The following is an 18,356-nucleotide window of genomic DNA, read 5'->3' as shown; positions in this document are numbered from 1 at the left end:
GACTGGGGAAGATCGTCTTGTTTCCTGAAGGCTACACGGGGACTTTGCGCCGGTCAGCGTCCTTAAGTCCTCTGTGAAAAACGCTGGTTGGCATTCCGCGGGCACCGGGGAGGGGTATCCGCGGTGTGGGCCCGATCACAGCACTGTGCGGGCCCGATCACAACCGAAAGGCCCGCGGCGCGTCGAACGCACCGCGGGCCCCTCGGGTGGGCGGGAGGCTATTCCCGCAAGCCGATGCCCTCCACCGGGCGGGTCCGCAGCGCGAACCGGGTGGGCACCAGGATCGCGCCCAGTCCGATGAGCGCGGTCACCGCGACGATCCCCAGGTACATCAGCACCGGGAAGTGCGGCACCGGCGATCCGGTCAGCCCCAGGCTCACCGTGACCAGCGGCAGCAGCGGCACCACGGTCCCCACCACCACCGCGATGGCCACCACCATCCCGGCCTCCACCCGCATCATCCGCACCACCTGCTCCCTCGGCGCCCCGACCAGCCGCATCAGCGAGAACTCCCGCACCCGGCCCAGGGTCGCCAGCACGAGCGTGTTGGCGACCGAGATGGCGAGGTAGCCGAAGACCAGCGCCAGCGGCAGCGCACTGGTCAGCACCGAGGACATCGCCTGCTCCTGCTGCGCGGCCGAAAGGCCGCTCCCGTCCAGCACCTTGAGGCCCGGGTACCGGCCGGCCAGGCCGCGCAGCGCCTTGCCGACCTGGCCCTTGTCGGCGCCGGCGGCGGTCTTGACGAACACCGCGTCCTCCAGTTGGCGGGAGCTGTGCGCCAGCACCGAGTCCTGGGGGAGCGTCACGTCGCCGAAGCCCAGGCCCCGGTCGTAGACCGCGACCACCGCGGGCTTGACCTCGGCGCCGTCCGGGAGGTTCAGCCGGATGCGGTCGCCGACGTGGGCGCCCAGCGTGCTGGCCGCACCGCCGCTGATCGCCACCACGTCGCCGCGGAGGTTGTCCAGGGAGCCCTCGGTGACACCGAGGTCCATGGTCTGCGCCGCCTTGTCCGGAGTGACGCCCTGGGCCTGGTACTTGAAGATCTCCGGCGAGTCGAGCACCTTCCGGGAGCCGTTCACCTGGACCCGGATCACCCCGGTGGCGGCGGCCACCCCCGGCAGCGCCGCGGCGTCCCGGACCACGCCGATCGGCGGCCCGCCGGGCCCGCCCTGCACCGTGAACTCGGCCACGATGCCCGCCTCGGCCTGGTCCTGGGCCGCCGACGCGGTCGTCGTCGGGATGCACAACTGAACCAGCGCGAAGCCGATCGCCAGGGTGAGCGGACCGATGCCGGCCGCCAGCCGGCGGGCGTTGGCCCGGGTGTTGGCCACCGCGAGGTAGCCGTGCGGTCCGGTGCGCCGGCGGACCGGGCCCGCCATCAGCCGACTCGCCACGCTCACCACCGGTGGGGCCAGCATCAGCACGGCGATGATCATGACGAGCCCGCCGGTGCCCGCGCCGGCCACCGCGAAGACGCTGCCGAAGAACAGCGGCAGCAGCGAGCCCCCGACGCCGAGCAGGAACAGCAGCACCCCGAAGAACACCCGGCCGCGCCCCAGCCGCGCCGGTTCGATCTGGGCGTCGCCCATCGCCTCGACCGGCCGGATCGCCACCGCCTTGCGGGCGACCCCGACCGCGGCCACCTCCGCGGCGAACACCGTTGCCAGGACGGCGACCAGCATCGGCACGGGGCCGACGGAGAACGCGAAGTCGTCGGGCACCATGCCGATCACGCTCAGCGCGCCCATCAGCACCTTGGCCACCAGAACGCCCGGCAGGCACCCGATCACCGAGGCCACCAGGGAGACGATCAGGACCTCGGCCGCCATCATCTTGTAGACCTGGCGCGGGGTGGCCGCGACCGCCCGCAGCAGGGCCAGCTCGCGGCGGCGCTGGTGCACGCTGAGGGCGAGGGTGCTGGCCACCACGATCATCGCGATCAGCACCACCGTCGCCCCGAGCGACCCCGCCAGCTCGACCAGGTTGGTCTGGGCCGAGGCCACGTCGTGGAACTCCACCTGGCTGCGGTCCTCGCCCAGATAGGTGTCGGCGCCCGCCCCGGCCAGCTTCTTGTCGATCCGGTCCGCCACCTTGTCCGGGTCGGCGCCCGGCGCGACCAGCACCCCGACCGCGTCGATCCGGCCGGGGTGCCCGTAGAGCGTCGTCGCCTCGGCGTCCGTGAAGAACACCGCCGGCGAGCGCGGCTTCCCGCCGCCCTTCAGCGCGGCCACCCCGGTGACGGTGTACTCCCGCGCCTCCTGGGTGGTCGCCAGGCGCACCCGCTGCCCGGGCGACACCCCCACCCGGTCGGCCAGCCGCGCGTCCAGCACCACCTCGCCCGCCTGCTGCGGCGCCCGCCCGCGCTCCAGGTCGAAGGGGCCGAGCACCGAACTGGACCAGCTGTGCCCGCTCGACGGCTGCTCGCCGCCGCCGGCGTCCAGCCCGCCGTCCCCGTCCACCACCTGGGCGGGGAAGCTGACGTCGGGCACCGCGCGCTGCACGCCCTCGACCCCGGCCACCTTGTCGGTCACGTCGCTGTTCAGCGGCGCGGGCACGGGCAGCGGCTTCTGCTTGGTCTTGCCGTCGGTGACCTTGAACGACTGGGTGCCGCCGACCACCACCGGCGCCCCCGCGTAACGCTGGGTGGCCACCCCCGAGCCCAGTCCGGACTGCAGCAGCGCGCCGAACGCGGTGATCAGCATCGACGCCCCGACCAGCGCCACGAAAGCCCCGACGAGTCCGGCCTTGCGCTCCCGCAGGGTCATGAGGACGAGCTTGAAGATCATCTGCTCACCACTCCTCTAGGCGGGTCATCCGCGCGGCCACCCGATCGGCGGTCGGCGCCGCCATCTCCTCGGCGAAGGCGCCGTCCGCGAGGAACACCACGCGCTGCGCGAAGGAGGCGGCGACCGGGTCGTGGGTCACCATCACGACGGTGTTGCCGTCCCGGTCCACGATCTCCCGCAGCAGGGACAGCACCTGACGGCCCGTACGACTGTCGAGCGCGCCGGTCGGCTCGTCGGCGAAGATCACCTCGGGCTTGGTGATCAGGGCCCGGGCGATCGCCACCCGCTGTTGCTGGCCGCCGGACAGCTGGGCCGGCCGGTGCTGCAGGCGGTCGGACAGCCCGACCCGCCGAGCCACCTGGTCCAGCCAGCCCGGCTCGGCCGCGACCCCGGCGAGCAGCAGCGGCAGCGTGATGTTCTCCGCCACCGTCAGCGACCCCAACAGGTTGTACGCCTGGAAGATGAAGCCGACCCGCTCCCGGCGCAGCATGGTCAACTGCGCCTCGTCCAGCGTCGCCAGGTCCGTGCCGGCCAGCCACACCGAGCCCGAGGTCGGACGGTCCAGCCCGGCCGCGCAGTGCAGGAAGGTGCTCTTCCCGGCGCCCGACGGCCCCATGACCGCGGTGAACGATCCCCGGTCGAAGGAGAGGCTGAGATCGCGCAGCGCGGCGACCTCACCCGCTCCGCGACCGTACTTCTTCTCCACCGACCGCAATTCCACCGCCCACTGGCCGTGCGCCACTGCGTCCCACCTTCCCGCCCTGTCATCGACACGTCGAACTCACGCTAGGCGCACGGCTCCTGTGGGCACCACGATGTTTGCTGGAGTTCGAAAGGTGCAGTTGGCTACCCCCCTGTCCGGGTGACGGCCGAGCCGCGGAGATCACCTCGCAGTGATACCGTGGGTGAAAACGGGTAACGGGGGCTTGGCGACGATGGATGGCGTTCCCCAGCGGCCGCGCCGCGGGTTGACCCCGGCGACCACGCAGCAGGAGTTCCTCCGGCGGTTCGTCCTGGCCCTGCGGTACCTCCTGGAAGTCGGCGGCACCGCGGTGGTGGCCTTCCTCGGCTTCTACGCCCTCCTCGCGGTGTTCGTACTGAGCCTGGTCGGCCCGGGGTTGAGCCTGCTGCCGCTCTCACTGGCCCGGCTCCGGCGGGTCGCCGACGCCCACCGTCGGCGCGCGGGGCAGTGGTTGGACTGCGAGATCCCGTCCTCCTACCGGGAGGCCGAGGGCCGGGTGCTGGTCCGCGCGCAGGCGATGCTCACCGACAAGGCCACCTACACCGACCTGCTGTGGCTGCTGCTGCACGCCGTACTGGGCACGCTCGGCGCCGCGTTGGCGATCGGACTGTGCGTGGGGTCGGCCAGCTGGCTGACCATCCCGCTGTGGTGGCAGGTCGTGCCCAAGCCCGCCCAGTTCCTGGTCTGGAACATCGACTCGTGGGGCTCGGCGCTGGGGGCCTGCTTCGCGGGCCTGGCCTACGGGGCGCTGGCCGGCTGGCTGCTCCCCTGGTGCGCCCAGTTGCACGCCCTGATGACCCGGGCACTGCTCAAGCCGCGCAAGCGCCGGACGTCCCTCGCCAAGCGCGTGGAGGAGCTGACCATCACCCGGGCCGAGGCCCTGGAGGCGCACGCCGCCGAACTGCGGCGCATCGAGCGCGACTTGCACGACGGCGCGCAGGCGGGACTGGTCTCGGTGTCGCTGCGGCTGGCGCTGATGAAGAGGGTGCTCCACGACAACCCGGAGAAGCTGCCCGAAATGATCGACCAGGCCCGCGACCTGGCCGATCAGGCGGTGCAGTCGCTACGCGTCGCGGTGCGCTCGATCTACCCGCCGGTGCTCGCCGACCACGGCCTGGCCGAGGCGACCCGCTCCCTGGTGGCGGCCTGCCAGATCCCCACCAAGCTGGACCTGGAGTACGAGTCCAGGAGCAGCCGGGCGCCCGCCGCGGTGGAGGCGGCGGCCTACTACGTCATCTCCGAGGCGCTGACGAACGTCGCCAAGCACAGCGGGGCCGAGTGCAGCCAGGTGCAGCTGCGCACCACCGAGAGCAGGATTCACATCTCCGTCTGGGACGACGGGCAGGGCGGGGCGGCGACGACCGGCTCCGGCAGCGGGATCCGCGGCATCAAGCGCCGCGTCGCGGCGTTCGACGGCGTGACCGAGCTGCACAGTCCCCCCGGCGGACCGACAGTACTTCGAGTGGAGCTCCCGTGCGGATCGTGATCGCCGAGGACAACGCCCTGCTGAGGGAGGGCATGTCACTGTTGTTGACCAGCGTGGGCCACGAGGTCTGCGCGACCGTGGAGGACGGCGACAGCCTGCTGCCCACGCTGCTGGAACACCGCCCGGACATCGCCGTGCTGGACGTCCGGCTGCCTCCGACCTACCGGGACGAGGGGCTGCGCAGCGCGGTGACCGCCCGGGAGCAACTGCCCGACCTGCCGGTCCTGGTGCTGTCCCAGTACGTCGAACACGCCTACGCCGCGCAGTTGCTGGTCCACGGCGCCTCCGGGGTGGGCTATCTGCTCAAGGACCGGGTCAGCCGGGTCGAGGAGTTCCTCCAGGCCCTGGACCGGGTCGCGGGCGGCGGCGTCGCCATGGACCCCGAGGTGATCTCCCAGCTGATGGTCCGCCGGGTGCGCAACGACCCGCTGGACGCGCTGAGTTCGCGCGAGCGCGAGGTGCTCTCGCTGATGGCGGAGGGCCACGGCAACGGCGCCATCGCCAAGTTGCTGTTCATCGCGGAGACCTCGGTGAACAAGCACATCGGCAACATCTTCACCAAGCTCGGGCTGCCGGCCACGGACGGCGGCCACCGACGGGTGCGCGCCGTGCTGACGTACCTCAACTCGATAGACGGCCAGGGCGATTGACCGGAACCCGGCGACCTGGCCGGCGACCGGAACCCGGCAACCGGGCCGGTGACCGGAACCCGGCGACCGGGCCGGCGGGTGCCGGCCCGGTCAGGCGCTCCGCCCCGGCCCCGGCCCGCCCGGCGCGGGCAGCGCGCGGATCGCTCCGCTGAGGGTCGCCAGCAGGGCCAGCAGCACCAGGACCGCCGTGGCCGCCAGCACCGTGGCCACCGGCCCGGAGAACTCCAGCAGCGCCCCTCCCGCCAGCGTGCCCACGGCGGAGGCCGCGCCCAGGCTCACCCCGATCGCCCCGGCCAGCCGGCCGCGCATCGCGTCCGGCGTGGTCGTCATCTGGTGGGTGGCGATGATCGCGGTCGCGGTCGGCGCCAGGAAGGCGGTGCAGCCGAGCACCGCCCCGTAGCAGTACCCGGCGGGCAGCACCGCCAGGAGCGGCACCAGGGCGCTCGCCCCCCACGTCAGCAGCAGCACCGCGGTGTACGGGGCCAGCCGCAGCCGCAGCCAGGGCGCGGCGAGGGCGCCCAGCACTCCCCCGGTGCCCATCAGCATCCCGATCGGCCCGACCTCGTCGGTGGCTCCGGCCTGCTGGGCCATGCCGATGGCGACCAGCAGCAGCCCGCTGAAGACCGCGTTGAAGCCCATGGTGAGCCCCACGGTCACCCGCAGCAGGCGGTGTCCGCACAGCCAGCGCAGTCCGGTCAGGGTGTGCCGCAGCAGGCCCCCGGGCTCGGCGGCGGCGATCCGCGCGCGCTCCTCGGGCGCCCGGAGGAACAGCAGGACGCCCAGCGCGCCCAGCGAGGCCACCGCCTGGGCCGCGAACGGCAGGACGCGCAGCACGTTGTAGAGCACCCCGCCGAGGCCGGGCCCGGTGATGGTGGCGACGTAGTAGCGCGCGGTGTTGCGCGCCACCGCCGACGAGAGCTGCGGCTCCGGCACCACCAGCGGCAGCAGTGCCTGGTCGGCGGCGCTGAACAGCGCGGTGCTCACGCCCTCGACCACCGCCACGGCCAGGATCAGCGCGAGCGGCGCCCGCCCGGCGGCGATCGCGACGGCCAGCACCGCCAGGGCCAGGGCCCGGGCGGCCTCGGACACCAGCATCACCCGCTTGCGCGACACCCGGTCGGCCACCGCGCCGGCCGGCAGCCCCGCCACCATCCGGGACGCGGCCACGGCGAACTCCACCAGCGAGGCCTGGAAGACCGACCCGGTCATCGCCATCACCAGCAGCGGGTAGGCGAACAGCGTCGCCTGGGAGCCCAGTTGGGAGAGCACGTTGCTGCTCCACAGCAGGTTGTACGCGCGGTTGCGGCGCAGCGGACGGGCGGGCGCAGCCGTCTGCGCCCGCCCGTCGCACCGAGCCGTCACCGGCTCCTCGGTGCGCTCCGTCACCCCGCGTGTCCCACCGCTCCGCCGGGCAGCGCGGTCCGCTCCACCGGGCGCAGCCGCTCCCAGGACAGCGCGTCGGCCATGCTCACGAACAGCTCGCGGGGCGGCACGAACGGGGCCCGGCCGTGCGCCACGCTCAGGTTGTCGACGATCAGCACGTCACCGGTGCGGCAGGTCACGTCGACCTGGTGGTCGCGGTAGCCGGCGTGCAGCGCCTCCACGACGTCCGGGGCGATCTCGGTGCCGTCGGCGTGGAAGGTGTTGGTCGGGATCCCCCGGGGGCCGTACTCCTCCAGCAGCAGCTCGGCGAGGTCCTTGTTCAGCGAGCTGGAGTGGAAGAACGTCATGTGGTTGAACCAGGACTTCGCGCCGGTCTCCGGGTGGGTGGCCACCGCCCAGCGCACCTGCCGGGTCTGGACGTGGTCCTCGGACAGCCACTCGACCTCGATGCCGTTGTCCGCGCAGTACCGGCGCACCCGCTCCGGGTCCTCGGTGCCGAACGCCTGCTGCCAGGTGAGGCCCAGCCCCGGCAGGAAGTTGCGCACCAGCAGGTAGCCCTCGCGGTCGAACCGCTCGACCACCTCGCGCGGCAGCGCGTCGTGGACGGCCCGGCAGTCCGCGAGGCGGTTCGCGCCGCCCTCGGGGGCGCCCTGCCGGCAGAAGAAGAACAGGTAGCGCGGCACCGTGAGGTTGTAGGACTGCTCGGTGTGGAGGAAGATCTCCTCGGTCGGCGGGTGGTCCGTCGCCGTGAAGACGCCGGGGTGCAACTCGGTGCGCGGCGAGGAGCGTTCGGTGTAGTCCAGCGGCGAACCGACGACCTGCTTGACGAAGGCGTCCAGGTCGTTCCAGTCGGTCCACTCGTACCCACTCAGCAGCGCGGCACCGTGCCCGACGACCCGTTCCCGGATGGACGGGCCGTGCTGGGCCCCGAGTTCGGTCAGCGCGGGGCGGCCCGGGCTGGACAGTCCGCAGACCAACCCGCCGAGCCGGGGCTCCGCGTCCAAGGTGATCGCTGTGGTCATGGGAACGTGCTCCTCCTGTTGTCCGGATGCGGTTGGTTCGTCGGGGCGGGGTGGCCGCGGGGGCGGGGTCAGTCCAGCGCCGCCCGGATGGCCTCTCCGGCCTGCCGGGTGTTCAGGGTGCCGCCGAGGTCCGGGGTGCAGCGGCGTTCGGCGACGGTGCGGCGCACCGCCCGCTCCAGGGCCTCCGCCTCGCTCTTCAGCCCCCGGTCGCGCAGCAGGAGGGCGGCGCTCAGCACGGCGCCCGCGGGGTTGGCGAGTCCCTTGCCGACGATGTCGGGGGCGCTGCCGTGCACCGGCTCGTACAGGCCCATCCCGGTCACCGGGTTGATGTTCGCCGAGGCGGCGGTGCCCAGCCCGCCGGCGAGTTCCGCGGTGAGGTCGCTGAGGATGTCTCCGTAGGAGTTGTTGGTGACGATCACGTCGAAGGACGCGGGATCCTTGACCAGCTTCATCGCCGCGACGTCCACGTACAGGTGGGACGAGTCCAGCTCGGGGTGGCGGTCCCGGGTCTCCCGCCACACCCGCTGCCACAACTGGCCGCCGAACCGCACCGCGTTGGACTTGTCGACCATGCACACCGACCGGCGGGCGACGCCGTAGGCGTACTCGACGATCCGCGAGACCCCGAGGTGGGTGTTGGTCTCCTGGTCGACGGTGACCTCGTCGGGTGTGCCGGTCCGCAGGCTGCCGCCGACCCCGGTGTACAGGCCCTCGGTGTTCTCCCGCACCACCACGCAGTCGATGCCGCGGCGGGACTCGTCGCGCAGCGGGCTGAGCCGCTCGTCCAGCAGCACCGCCGGACGGTAGTTGACGTACAGGTCCAGGTCGGTGCGGAGCCGGAGCAGCACGCCGCGGGCGTAGTCCGGGTTGGTCACCCGCGGGTCGCCGACGGCCCCGAAGAGCACCGTGCCGGCCGTTCGGACCTCCTCCAGCTCGCCGTCGGTGAGGGCCACGCCGTCGCGGAGGTAGCGGTCGGCGTTGATCCGGTCGAGGAAGGTGAACTCCAGGCCGGCGCCGAGGGCCTGGAGCGTCAGGACGGCTTCCTCGGTCACTTCGGGGCCGATGCCGTCACCGGGTATCACGATGATCTTCTGGGTGTTCTGCTCGGTCTGCACGGGATCGTCCTAGGGTCGGGCGGTCAGGCGCCGGTGGGCTTCGCGGAGGGTGGCCTCGGGGCGGTTGAAGGCGACCCGGACGTACCGGTCGCCGCGCCGCGGGTCGGCGAAGAAGGGGGTGGCGGGCGCCAGCAGCACCCCGGTCGCGGCGGCCAGGTCGCGGACGAAGGCGGGACTCGGCTCCCGGGTGAGGTGCTGGATCCCCGCCGTGACGTAGATGCCGCCCCGGGGTGCGACGCAGTCGAAGCCCGCCTCGGTGAGCATCCGGACGGCCAGGTCGCGCAGCGGCCGCATCGACCCGGCCGGGTCCCAGCCGTCCCGCAGGGCCGGGCCGGCCTCGGCCAGCGCGTGCTGCAGCGGAGCGGCGGCCCCGCCGGTGGTGGCGACGTGGACCTGTCGCAGCATCCGGGTCCAGGGCGCGGGGGCGCGCAGGTAGCCCAGGCGCCAGCCGCTGACGGCGTGGCTCTTGGAGAAGCTGCCCAGCACGATGCTCCGCTCGGCCAGGCCGGGCAGTTCGGCCACCGAGCGGTGCCGCGCGCCGTCGTAGACGTAGCCGGCGTAGACCTCGTCGGAGACGGCCGTCACGTCCCACCGCTCGCACAGCTCGGCGATCAGGCCCAGTTCCCCGTCGGTGAGCAGCCGCCCGGTCGGATTGGCCGGGCTGTTGAGGACGATCGCCCTGGTGCGCGGGCCGAACGCGGCGGTGAGCGCGTCGGGGTCCAGGGCCCAGTCCGGGCCCTCGGCCCGGACGAACCGCGGCACCCCGCCGACCAGTGCGACCGCGCTGAGGAAGTTCTCGTAGAACGGCTCCAGGACGACGACCTCGTCCCCGGGGTCGACGCAGGCCAGCAGGGCGACCGCGAGCGCCTCGCTCGCCCCCGCGGTCACCGTCAGCTCCGTGTCGGGGTCGGGCCGGCCCGGCAGGGTACCCGCGATCCACTCGCGCAGCCGCGGGTTCCCGGCCGGGTCCTCGTACTGGTGGACGCCCTCGCGGAGGGCGCGGACGGCGCCCTCCACCAGCTCGGGCGGGGTGGCCGGCCACTTCGGAGTGCCGGCCGCGAGGTCCACCGAGTCCGCCCCCCGGCCCGCCAGCAGGGCGACCAGCCCGCCGGCGGGCAGTTGCCGGACGCGCTGCGCGCCGAGCGGACGGGCAGGGGCGGTGCCGACGAGCGCGGAGCGGGTCACCGCGCTCCCCCGGTGGCGTGCTCCGATCCCGATCCCACGGGGACGGTCGGCAGCCAGGACGGGCGGCGCCGTTCGTACGCCTCGATCAGCTCGCCGCGCCGCATGGTCAGCTCGATGGTGTCCAGGCCCTGCAGCAGCAGTTCGCGGGCCCGCTGCTCGGCCTCGAAGGGCCAGCTGCGGCCGCCGACGACCAGCCGGAGCTGCTGGAGGTCGACGGTGAGGGTGAAGGACGGGTCCCGCTCGGCCTCGGCCATCAGCTCCTGGACCACCTCCACCGGCTGGTCCACCGGGATCAGCCCGTTGTTCATGGCGTTCCGGCGGAAGATGTCCCCGAAGCCGGAGGCCACGACCGCGACGAAGCCGCCGTCCTTCAGGGCCCACACGGCGTGCTCCCGCGAGCTGCCGATGCCGAAGTTCCGGCCCGCCAGCAGGACGGTCGCACCGGCGTGCGCCGGGCGGTTGAGGACGAAGTCGGGCTCCTGCCGCCAGCGGGCGAACAGGGCGTCCGCGTACCCGCTCTTGACGACGCGCTTGCAGTACTCGGCCGGGACGATCTGGTCGGTGTCGATGTCGTCGCGGCGCAGTGCCACCGCCTGCCCGGTGTGCGTGATCAGGGGTTCCATGGCTCTCTCATCCCAGGTCGGCGGGCGCCGACAGCCGGCCGGCCACCGCGGTCGCGGCGGCGACCACCGGCGACACCAGATGGGTACGGGCGGTGGCGCCCTGCCGGCCTTCGTAGTTGCGGTTGGAGGTGGATGCCGAGCGCTGCGGCCCGGTCAGCCGGTCGGTGTTCATGCCGAGGCACATCGAGCAGCCGGGCAGCCGCCATTCGGCGCCCGCGTCGAGGAACACCCGGTCCAGGCCCTCCTGTTCGGCCTGTTCCCGGACCTGTACGGAGCCGGGCACGACGAGCAGCCGGGTGGTGCCGGCCACCCTGCGCCCGCGCAGCACCTCGGCGGCGACCCGCAGGTCCTCGATCCGGCCGTTGGTGCAGGAGCCGAGGAAGACCACGTCGATCGGGACCTCGCGCAGCGGGGTGCCCGGCGTGAGGTCCATGTACTGCAGGGCCCGCTCGGCCGCCACCCGTTCGGCCGGGTCGGTGAACGACGCGGGGGCCGGCACCCGCCCGCTCAGCGGCACCGCCTGGCTGGGGTTGGTGCCCCAGGTCACCAGCGGGCTCAGACCCGACACGTCCAGTTCGACGGTCCGGTCGAAGGCGGCGCCGTCGTCGGTGCGCAGCGTCCGCCAGTGGGCCACGGCCGCGTCCCAGTCCGCCCCCTGCGGCGCGTGCGGGCGCCCCTTGAGATAGGCGAAGGTGGTCTCGTCGGGGGCGACCAGGCCGGCCCGCGCACCGGCCTCGATGCTCATGTTGCACAGCGTCATGCGGGCTTCCATGGACAGCGCGCGAACGGCGGCGCCGCGGTACTCGATGACGTACCCCTGGCCGCCGTTGGCACCGATCTCGGCGATCAGCGCGAGAATCAGGTCCTTGGCGCCGGTGCCCGGGGGGAGCTCACCGGTGAACTCCACCGCCATGGTCCTGGGCCGGCTGATCGCCAGGCACTGGGTGGCCAGCACGTGCTCGACGTCGCTGGTGCCGATGCCGAAGGCCAGCGCCCCGAAGGCGCCGTGGGTGGAGGTGTGGCTGTCCCCGCAGACCACCGCCATGCCGGGCTGGACCAGCCCCAGCTGCGGGCCGACCACGTGCACGATGCCCTGGCGGCGGTGGCCGAGCTGGTAGAGCTCGATGCCGTGCGTCTCGCAGTTGCGCCGCAGGGTGTCGATCTGGAGGCGGCTGACCGGGTCCTCGATGACCGTCGAGTCGGTCGGGACGTTGTGGTCCTCCAGCGCGAGCGTCAGCTCCGGGCGCCGCACGGCGCGCCCGGTCAGCCGCAGGCCGTCGAACGCCTGCGGGGAGGTGGCCTCGTGGGTCAGGTGGAGGTCGATGTAGAGCAGGTCGGGCTCGCCGTCGGCGCGGTGCACGACGTGCGTCTCCCACAGCTTCTCCGCCAGGGTTGCGGGGGCCTCGGTGGTCACGCGGCAGCTCCGGCCGACCGGGCGAACCGCTGGGCGAGGCTGGCGCGGACCACGGACAGCTCGTCGCACTCGCCGCCGGTGCGGCTGGCGATGTAGTCGTGGTACAGCTCGTCCAGCAGCTCGGGGGTGGCGGGCACGTCGAGCTGCTCCAGCAGGTGCGCCAGGATGCCGCGGCCGGAGTGGCGGCCGACCAGCAGGGAGCGCTCGCGGCCCACCCGGGAGGGCTCCAGGTACTCGTAGGTCTCCGGGCGCGCCAGCATGCCGGCCTGGTGGATCCCGGCCTGGGTGGCGAAGGAGTACTGGCCGAAGATGGCCTTGTTGCGCGGGGTCTCCATCGCGATGGCCCGGGTGAGCACCTGGTAGGCCGCGTACAGCCGCTCGGTCCTGATCGTGGTGGTGAAGCCGTAGTGGGCCGCCTTGTAGAGCAGGACGGCGGCGAGCTCCTCCAGCGCGGCGTTGCCCGCGCGCTCGCCGATCCCACCGAGCGTCACCTGCATCTCGTCGGCCCCGGCCTCCAGGCCCGCGAGGGTGTTGGCGACGGCGAGGCCGAAGTCGTCGTGGCAGTGCACCGACAGCACCGTCTCGGCGGGCAGCCACTGCCGGACCGTGTGGGTGAGGTCGCCGAACTCGGCGGGCACCAGACAACCCGAGGTCTCGCCCAGGGCGATCGTGGTGGCGCCGGCCTCCGCGACGATCTCGCAGTAGCCGCGCAGCAGGTCGTGCTCGCCACGGCTGGCGTCCTCGATGCCGATCGAGATGTCGGTGACTCCGAGCTCCCTGGCCGTCCTGATGGCGGCGCGGACCTCGGCGTACGCCTGCTCGCGGGTGATGCCGCGCTTGTGCTCCAGGTGCATGTCGCTGCCGGTGACCAGGAGTTGGATCTGGTGCCGCTCGATGCCGCCGGCCTCGACGGCCACCTCCACGTCCCTGGGTACCGACCGGCAGAAGGAGGAGAGCCGGGCGTCCGTCAGCTGCTCGGACATCATCCGGGTCGCCTTGAAGTCCGTCGGGGAGGCCGCCGGGAATCCGGTCTCGATGACGTCGACGCCCAGGCTCTGGATCGCCATGGCGACGTCGAGCTTCTGTTCGGCCGTCATGGCGTTTCCGGGCGCCTGCTCGCCGTCGCGGAGCGTGGTGTCGAAGACGGAAATCCGGCGGAGCTCTCCTGTATTGATGACCACCTGATAGACCTTCCCCCGTTACCGCCTACGCGGATTTCCCTTTTCGCCTCGGCGACAACAGTGATCTGAGGAAATACCGGGACCGCGGCGCGGAAACCGGCATGTCGACTTGTCCGGAATGCTCGGGGGAACTCCCCGTCACCCTGAGCACGCTCTTGATTCAAGAACACCCGGCCGGGGCCCGCTACGTCTTTTGACAGTGACCGAATAGCGCTGGTCGAATAGTGTTCGACGGGCGGGGCGGGGCCGGCGGGCAGTCCTCGGCGGGGCCGCCGCGCGCGGGCCGGACGGGTCGGACGGGTGCAGAGAACTGCACCTGCGAACGGCAGGGAACCTGACTGCGCTGGCCGCCGGCCGCGGGTTAGCCTCGCTGTGCAGCGGGGGACCATCCGCTGCCCTACTACTTCCCACTCCTCACGGCGAACAGGAAATACCATGTCTGGATGGCAGCCCCAAAAGGAACGTCCGCTGTGGCCCTGGGTGTTGCTGGCCATCGTCGTGGTGGGCGTCTGCATCAACGTGACGCTCAGCCTGGCGTGACGCCGACGGCGATCCCCGGGGCGTGCCCGCCACGCCCCGGCACCCGGTAGCAGCAGCACGTGCGGGGCCCACCGACTCCCCAGCGGGCCCCGCACGACGCCTACCGCCACCCGTCCGCGTCCGGGAGCGGCGGCCCATTCCCCCGGCCGCCGCTCCCGGACGCGGGCGGGGCGCGGACGCGACCGGGTCGTGTCCGCGCCTCGGCCCTCAGGCGATGAGCTCCTCGTGCAGGAGCGCGTTGCCCAGCGGGGTGAGCGTGTGCGTCACGGTGTTGAACGATCGAAGAGTGGTCACCAGCCCGGCGCTCCGGAGGATGGCCGCGTGCTGACTGGCCGCCGCCACCGAGATGCCCACCCGGTGCCCGAGCTCGGTGGTGCTGCAACTGTCGGTGAGGGCCCGCAGGACGGCCGCCCGGGTCCGGCCCAGCAGGGCACCGAGGGCGGCGACGTCCCGGGCCGACTCCTCGTTCCACATGGCGGTCAGCCACTTCTGCTTCACCGGGATCGGGTAGACGAGCACCGGCGTCCCGGCCCCCGACGGATCGATCAGCAGCACGGGGGCCCGCGAGTGCAGGAAGAGCGAGGGCGCCAGGAGCAGCCCGCCGTCCCCGAGCCTCCATTCGACGTCCGGACCGGGGACGTCGAGGTGGGGCGACTCCCAGTGGACGGAGGGGTGCAGCGTGCTGAGCACCTTCTCCATGCCGCCGCTGAGCATGATCTGCCCGCGCGCCGCCCGGTCGATCGCGAGCCGGCCGCCGATGCGGTGCCAGTACGGGGCGATCGCACGCCGGTGGAATTCCCGGACGTCCTTGACGACGCGCCAACTGGAATCACCCGGCTGCCCGTCGGTCGGTCCGTCCGGGCCGCCGGCGCCCCGGACGATGTCGTAGACGTCGGGGAGCGAGTGCAGCATCGAGGTCAGTTTGAACAGGGCCCGCGTGCCCAGGGCGGCGACGGCCTGCGCCCGCCACGGGGCGAATTCCGAGCCCCCCCTTCCGGCAGCCAGTAATTCCAATGCGAGGAGCGCCTCCACGAGCTCTTCCGGCTCATCCAGGATTCGCGTCTTCGCGAGACTCGCAGACGACAGTATAAGGCGCGTCACACTCCCACCCCCGTATAGGCGAACGACAAGCTCCACACTTTCCCGGGACTCCCGCGAATGAACCTTTCTGCTACGTGGCCGACGCCACCGCGCGCCCCGCCGGCGCCCTGCGTCCCAGAATACCCGTACGCACCATAGGTCACGAACGGGCGACAGGCAACGATAAGCGGCAGCGATAGACAGTGGAGGAACCATCGGACACGCACCGGACCGTTTACCTTCACAGCCGGAGGGATTAATTCCATATCGTCCCGCGGCGGCCCGCCGCACGCGGAAGCAACCCCTCTACATCATCCGAAGAGGGGTTGCACCTGTCGAATCATCCGTACCGCGAATTCCAGCCGGATCAGGGTCGCGGACGATCCACTGGATCTTCACTGCAATTAAGGATCGGAACCGGGATGCTTGACTTGTCCAATAGTTGATCTGTACATGATCCCACGCGGCCGTTCGTTCGGTCAACCAGCCCACAGGGGAGCAGAGTTGACCGAATCCACGGTCGACGACCGGTGCCACAGCTTCCGATCTCCGTCCCGCCGGGCCGCTCAGCGACCCTAGCCCGGCCCTCCGAGCGGGGCAGGAGAGTGGACTGCAGTCCTCAGGTGCAGAAAACTCCCCCCTGGACATCCCCGGCCGAACGTGCATCACCTGCTCCCGGGCCAGTCCGCCCCCTTCTGCCTGGGTTGTTTCGTCCCTCCTTAAAGACGTGGCGGACGGTCCGCGAGGGCGGCAGGCTTGCCGTGCGCCGCCGAGCAGCAGCGCCCTGCCCGAAACCCGCCGCGTCCCGCACCTCGGAACGAAGGAGCCACCCGGTCGTGCAGAACCCCTTCGACGACCCCGACGGCCGCTTCCTGGCCCTGGTCAACGACGAGAACCAGCACTCGCTGTGGCCCGCGTTCCTGGAGGTGCCGGCCGGCTGGCGGATCTCCCACCCCGAGGACAGCCGTCAGGCCTGCCTCGACCACATCGAGGAGCACTGGACCGACGTACGGCCCAGAAGCCTGGTCGAAGCACTGGCGGCCCAGGGGCACAGCGACCGCTGACGCGGCACCGACGGAGGGTCAGTGACCCGCCGGTGCGGCCTCCGCCTCCCGGAGCGAGGCGGAGAGGGCACGCGCCTCGTGCTCGGTCATCCGCGGGGTCCCGTACGGTACGGCGTTGACCCAGCGCTGGGCCAGCCGGGCGATCCGCTCGCCGTAGCGCCGCGCGGTGAGCAGATCGCCGCGCGATCCGGCCTGCTCGGGGCCCAGGTCGGCGTGGCTCTGGCTCATCAGGCCCAGCCAGGAGCCCAACCGGTTCAGGTCGTCGCGGCTGCCACCGCTCCAGTTGTTGCCCGGCATGTCGCCCACGCCGACCCACTGCATGCCCAGCTGCGCGCCGAACACCGCCAGCTGTTGGAGGACGGCCAGCTTGTCACCGCTCTGCGAGGCGGACATGGTGAACCCCCCGGCCAGCTTGTCCTTCCAGCCCTGGGTGACGAACGGCGTGAACGCGGCCTCCATGAACGCCTTGAACACCGCCGACACACTGCCCATCAGCGTCGGGCAGCCGAACACGATCGCGTCGGAGCGGTCCAGCAGTGCCAGCACCTCCGGGTCGTGCCAGCGCCCCGCGTTGACGTCCTCCGCCCGGAGCTCGGCGAGGTGCACCTCGGCCCCGGGCACCAGCCGCGCCCCCTCGGCGAGGTGCTCGGCGAGCACCCGGGTGTGCCCGTGCACCGAGTGGTAGACCACCGTCACCGTGACCGTCGGAGCGTCCTGCTCACGGTCAACGTCCTTGACTGCCATGTCGATTCACTGCTTCCTCTGATGGGGACTCCCTGGTCACCACCCATCTCAGCCTGCGCGCGGCAGGGCATCAACGCCGAAGACCGGCACGCAGCGATCGGTCACACCGATCGATCGCGCCGGACAGGCCGTAGCCTGAGGGCGTGGACAGGATCGAACTGGAAGCGTTCGTCGCGGTCGCCGAAGAGCTCCACTTCGGCCGCGCCGCCGCCCGCCTGCACCGGGGGCAGCCGACCGTCAGCGACGCCGTCCGACGGCTGGAGAGCACCCTCGGCGGGCGGCTGTTCCACCGCACCAGCCGCCGGGTGTCCCTCACCGACCTCGGCGCCGAACTGCTGCCCGACGCCCACGCCGCCCTCGCCCAGCTGCGCCTCTTCCAGCAGCGCGGACGCGCCCTGGCCGCCGGCGACCGGGCCGGCACCACGCTCGTCGTCGGGCACGCCGAGTACACCGGCCACCAGCTGCTGCTGCGCTGCCTGCCGCAACTGCGGGAGCGCTTCCCCGACGTGACGATCGTGCCCGAGCCGATGCCGGCCACCGCCCTGCTCACCGCCCTGCGGGCGGGGACGATCGGACTGGGCATCGGCTGGGCGACCGACGGCGTCACCGGTGTCCGCGCGCGGGTGCTGTCCACCGAGCGGTTCACGGCCCTCGTCCCCGAGGCCCACCCGCTGGCCGACCGCGCCGAGTTGAGCGCCACCGAACTCTCCGCCGCCGACCTGCTCACCTGGCCCCACCAGATCAACAGCGGCCTCTGCGACCGCCTCCTGTCCGCCTTCCGGATCGGCGGAGCCGATCTGCGCATCATCCGCACCGCCGACAACGTCCACGCCATCGCCGCCCACGTCGCCGCGGGCACGGGCATCGGCATCACCGTCGAGTCCGCCCTCGACCACCGGCCCCCCGGTCTGCGCGTCATCCCCCTCACCGGCCCCTCCACCACCGCCGACCAGGTCGTCCTCACCCCTACCGCCCCCTCGGAACCCGCCGCCGCCCTGCGCGACCTCCTCCTGCACGCCGCGGCGGACGCGACACCGGAGCCCGCTACTCTACGTGTCGACTGACACCCTCTGCGTGAGAGGATCGCGGGACAGTGCGATCCGATCCCGAGGAGTGGACATGGCCGAGCGCCAGCACGGCACCGTGAAGTGGTTCAACGACGAGAAGGGCTACGGCTTCATCACCCCGGAATCCGGCCCCGACCTGTTCGTGCACTTCAGGGCGATCGAGGGGGGCGGCTTCAAGTCCCTCGTGGAGGGCCAGAAGGTCACCTTCGAAGCCGTCCAGGGCCAGAAGGGCATGCAGGCCGACAAGGTCCGGCTCGAGGAGTAACGCCCCGCG

Annotated in this window: 16 protein-coding genes; 5 read left to right on the top strand and 11 right to left on the bottom strand. The window is 72.3% G+C overall.

The genetic code is table 11. The features are described 5' to 3' along the window. Window positions 1-218: 218 nt before the first annotated feature. Together HS99_RS37520 and HS99_RS37515 are read right to left on the bottom strand one after the other, a co-directional pair. A complete protein-coding gene (locus HS99_RS37520; protein ID WP_030553364.1) occupies window positions 219-2,786 on the bottom strand; it encodes an FtsX-like permease family protein in 2,568 nt (855 codons plus the stop codon). Between the two features lie 4 nt (window positions 2,787-2,790). Continuing rightward, on the bottom strand, window positions 2,791-3,528 hold the full coding sequence (locus HS99_RS37515) for an ABC transporter ATP-binding protein (protein ID WP_030287913.1): 738 nt from the start codon (window positions 3,526-3,528) through the stop codon (window positions 2,791-2,793). 193 nt (window positions 3,529-3,721) lie between these two features. Between HS99_RS37515 and HS99_RS37510 the strand changes: the two genes are divergently transcribed. Then, window positions 3,722-5,014, top strand: a complete 1,293-nt coding sequence (locus tag HS99_RS37510; RefSeq protein WP_030287915.1) for a sensor histidine kinase — start codon at window positions 3,722-3,724, stop codon at window positions 5,012-5,014. Beyond that, the gene (locus tag HS99_RS37505; protein ID WP_030287917.1) at window positions 5,002-5,664 is read left to right on the top strand and encodes a response regulator transcription factor; all 663 of its coding nucleotides are present in this window, start codon (window positions 5,002-5,004) and stop codon (window positions 5,662-5,664) included. Before HS99_RS37510 ends, HS99_RS37505 begins: the two co-directional genes overlap by 13 nt. 90 nt (window positions 5,665-5,754) lie before the next feature. Here HS99_RS37505 and HS99_RS37500 read toward each other — a convergent pair whose 3' ends face one another. The 8 genes from HS99_RS37500 to HS99_RS45560 form a co-directional block, all read right to left on the bottom strand. After that, window positions 5,755-7,050, bottom strand: coding sequence for an MFS transporter (locus tag HS99_RS37500; RefSeq protein WP_050366550.1), 1,296 nt, complete (start codon window positions 7,048-7,050; stop codon window positions 5,755-5,757). After that, window positions 7,047-8,069 (bottom strand): TauD/TfdA family dioxygenase, encoded by a 1,023-nt coding sequence (locus HS99_RS37495; protein ID WP_046385742.1) that lies wholly within the window; start codon window positions 8,067-8,069, stop codon window positions 7,047-7,049. Before HS99_RS37495 ends, HS99_RS37500 begins: the two co-directional genes overlap by 4 nt. A 68-nt stretch (window positions 8,070-8,137) precedes the next feature. After that, on the bottom strand, window positions 8,138-9,184 hold the full coding sequence (locus HS99_RS37490; RefSeq protein ID WP_030553359.1) for an isocitrate/isopropylmalate dehydrogenase family protein: 1,047 nt from the start codon (window positions 9,182-9,184) through the stop codon (window positions 8,138-8,140). Window positions 9,185-9,193: 9 nt separating this feature from the next. Next, window positions 9,194-10,369, bottom strand: coding sequence for a pyridoxal phosphate-dependent aminotransferase (locus HS99_RS37485; RefSeq protein WP_030553357.1), 1,176 nt, complete (start codon window positions 10,367-10,369; stop codon window positions 9,194-9,196). Continuing rightward, window positions 10,366-10,992: a 3-isopropylmalate dehydratase small subunit gene (gene leuD / locus HS99_RS37480; protein WP_030287927.1), complete on the bottom strand. Its 627-nt coding sequence runs from the start codon at window positions 10,990-10,992 to the stop codon at window positions 10,366-10,368. Before leuD ends, HS99_RS37485 begins: the two co-directional genes overlap by 4 nt. Before the next feature lie 7 nt (window positions 10,993-10,999). Then, window positions 11,000-12,406, bottom strand: coding sequence for a 3-isopropylmalate dehydratase large subunit (gene leuC, locus HS99_RS37475; protein WP_030553355.1), 1,407 nt, complete (start codon window positions 12,404-12,406; stop codon window positions 11,000-11,002). Continuing rightward, window positions 12,403-13,587 carry a LeuA family protein gene (locus HS99_RS37470; protein ID WP_030553353.1) on the bottom strand — a complete coding sequence of 395 codons (1,185 nt, stop codon included), beginning with the start codon at window positions 13,585-13,587 and terminating at the stop codon, window positions 12,403-12,405. The genes leuC and HS99_RS37470 overlap by 4 nt, the downstream gene beginning before the upstream one ends. 747 nt (window positions 13,588-14,334) lie before the next feature. Then, window positions 14,335-15,039, bottom strand: a complete 705-nt coding sequence (locus HS99_RS45560; RefSeq protein ID WP_052405390.1) for an ArsR/SmtB family transcription factor — start codon at window positions 15,037-15,039, stop codon at window positions 14,335-14,337. Between the two features lie 1,004 nt (window positions 15,040-16,043). On the opposite strand from HS99_RS45560, the gene HS99_RS37460 reads away from it, so the two are divergent. Next, window positions 16,044-16,271 (top strand): MbtH family protein, encoded by a 228-nt coding sequence (locus HS99_RS37460; RefSeq protein ID WP_030287934.1) that lies wholly within the window; start codon window positions 16,044-16,046, stop codon window positions 16,269-16,271. An 18-nt stretch (window positions 16,272-16,289) separates the two neighbouring features. Here the strand turns inward: HS99_RS37460 and HS99_RS42020 are convergent, their stop codons facing one another. After that, window positions 16,290-17,015 carry a flavodoxin family protein gene (locus HS99_RS42020; protein WP_072654564.1) on the bottom strand — a complete coding sequence of 242 codons (726 nt, stop codon included), beginning with the start codon at window positions 17,013-17,015 and terminating at the stop codon, window positions 16,290-16,292. Between the two features lie 143 nt (window positions 17,016-17,158). Here HS99_RS42020 and HS99_RS42015 point away from each other — a divergent pair, with 143 nt between their 5' ends. Both HS99_RS42015 and HS99_RS37445 read left to right on the top strand, forming a co-directional pair. Continuing rightward, the gene (locus HS99_RS42015; RefSeq protein WP_078867519.1) at window positions 17,159-18,079 is read left to right on the top strand and encodes a LysR family transcriptional regulator; all 921 of its coding nucleotides are present in this window, start codon (window positions 17,159-17,161) and stop codon (window positions 18,077-18,079) included. A 55-nt stretch (window positions 18,080-18,134) separates the two neighbouring features. Then, on the top strand, window positions 18,135-18,347 hold the full coding sequence (locus tag HS99_RS37445) for a cold-shock protein (RefSeq protein ID WP_030287940.1): 213 nt from the start codon (window positions 18,135-18,137) through the stop codon (window positions 18,345-18,347). Window positions 18,348-18,356: the final 9 nt, after the last annotated feature.

It is taken from the genome of Kitasatospora aureofaciens, from assembly GCF_001188955.3.
Taxonomy (GTDB): domain Bacteria; phylum Actinomycetota; class Actinomycetes; order Streptomycetales; family Streptomycetaceae; genus Kitasatospora; species Kitasatospora aureofaciens.
This window is presented reverse-complemented; position numbering and strand designations above follow the sequence as displayed.

Bases quoted from the DNA above. Each gene is read 5' to 3' on its own strand.
- HS99_RS37520 (WP_030553364.1), bottom strand. From the start codon at position 2,786: ATGATCTTCAAGCTCGTCCTCATGACCCTGCGGGAGCGCAAGGCCGGA.
- HS99_RS37510 (WP_030287915.1), top strand. From the start codon at position 3,722: ATGGATGGCGTTCCCCAGCGGCCGCGCCGCGGGTTGACCCCGGCGACC.
- HS99_RS37495 (WP_046385742.1), bottom strand. From the start codon at position 8,069: ATGACCACAGCGATCACCTTGGACGCGGAGCCCCGGCTCGGCGGGTTG.
- leuD (WP_030287927.1), bottom strand. From the start codon at position 10,992: ATGGAACCCCTGATCACGCACACCGGGCAGGCGGTGGCACTGCGCCGC.
- HS99_RS45560 (WP_052405390.1), bottom strand. From the start codon at position 15,039: ATGCTGCACTCGCTCCCCGACGTCTACGACATCGTCCGGGGCGCCGGC.
- HS99_RS42020 (WP_072654564.1), bottom strand. From the start codon at position 17,015: ATGGCAGTCAAGGACGTTGACCGTGAGCAGGACGCTCCGACGGTCACG.
- HS99_RS37445 (WP_030287940.1), top strand. From the start codon at position 18,135: ATGGCCGAGCGCCAGCACGGCACCGTGAAGTGGTTCAACGACGAGAAG.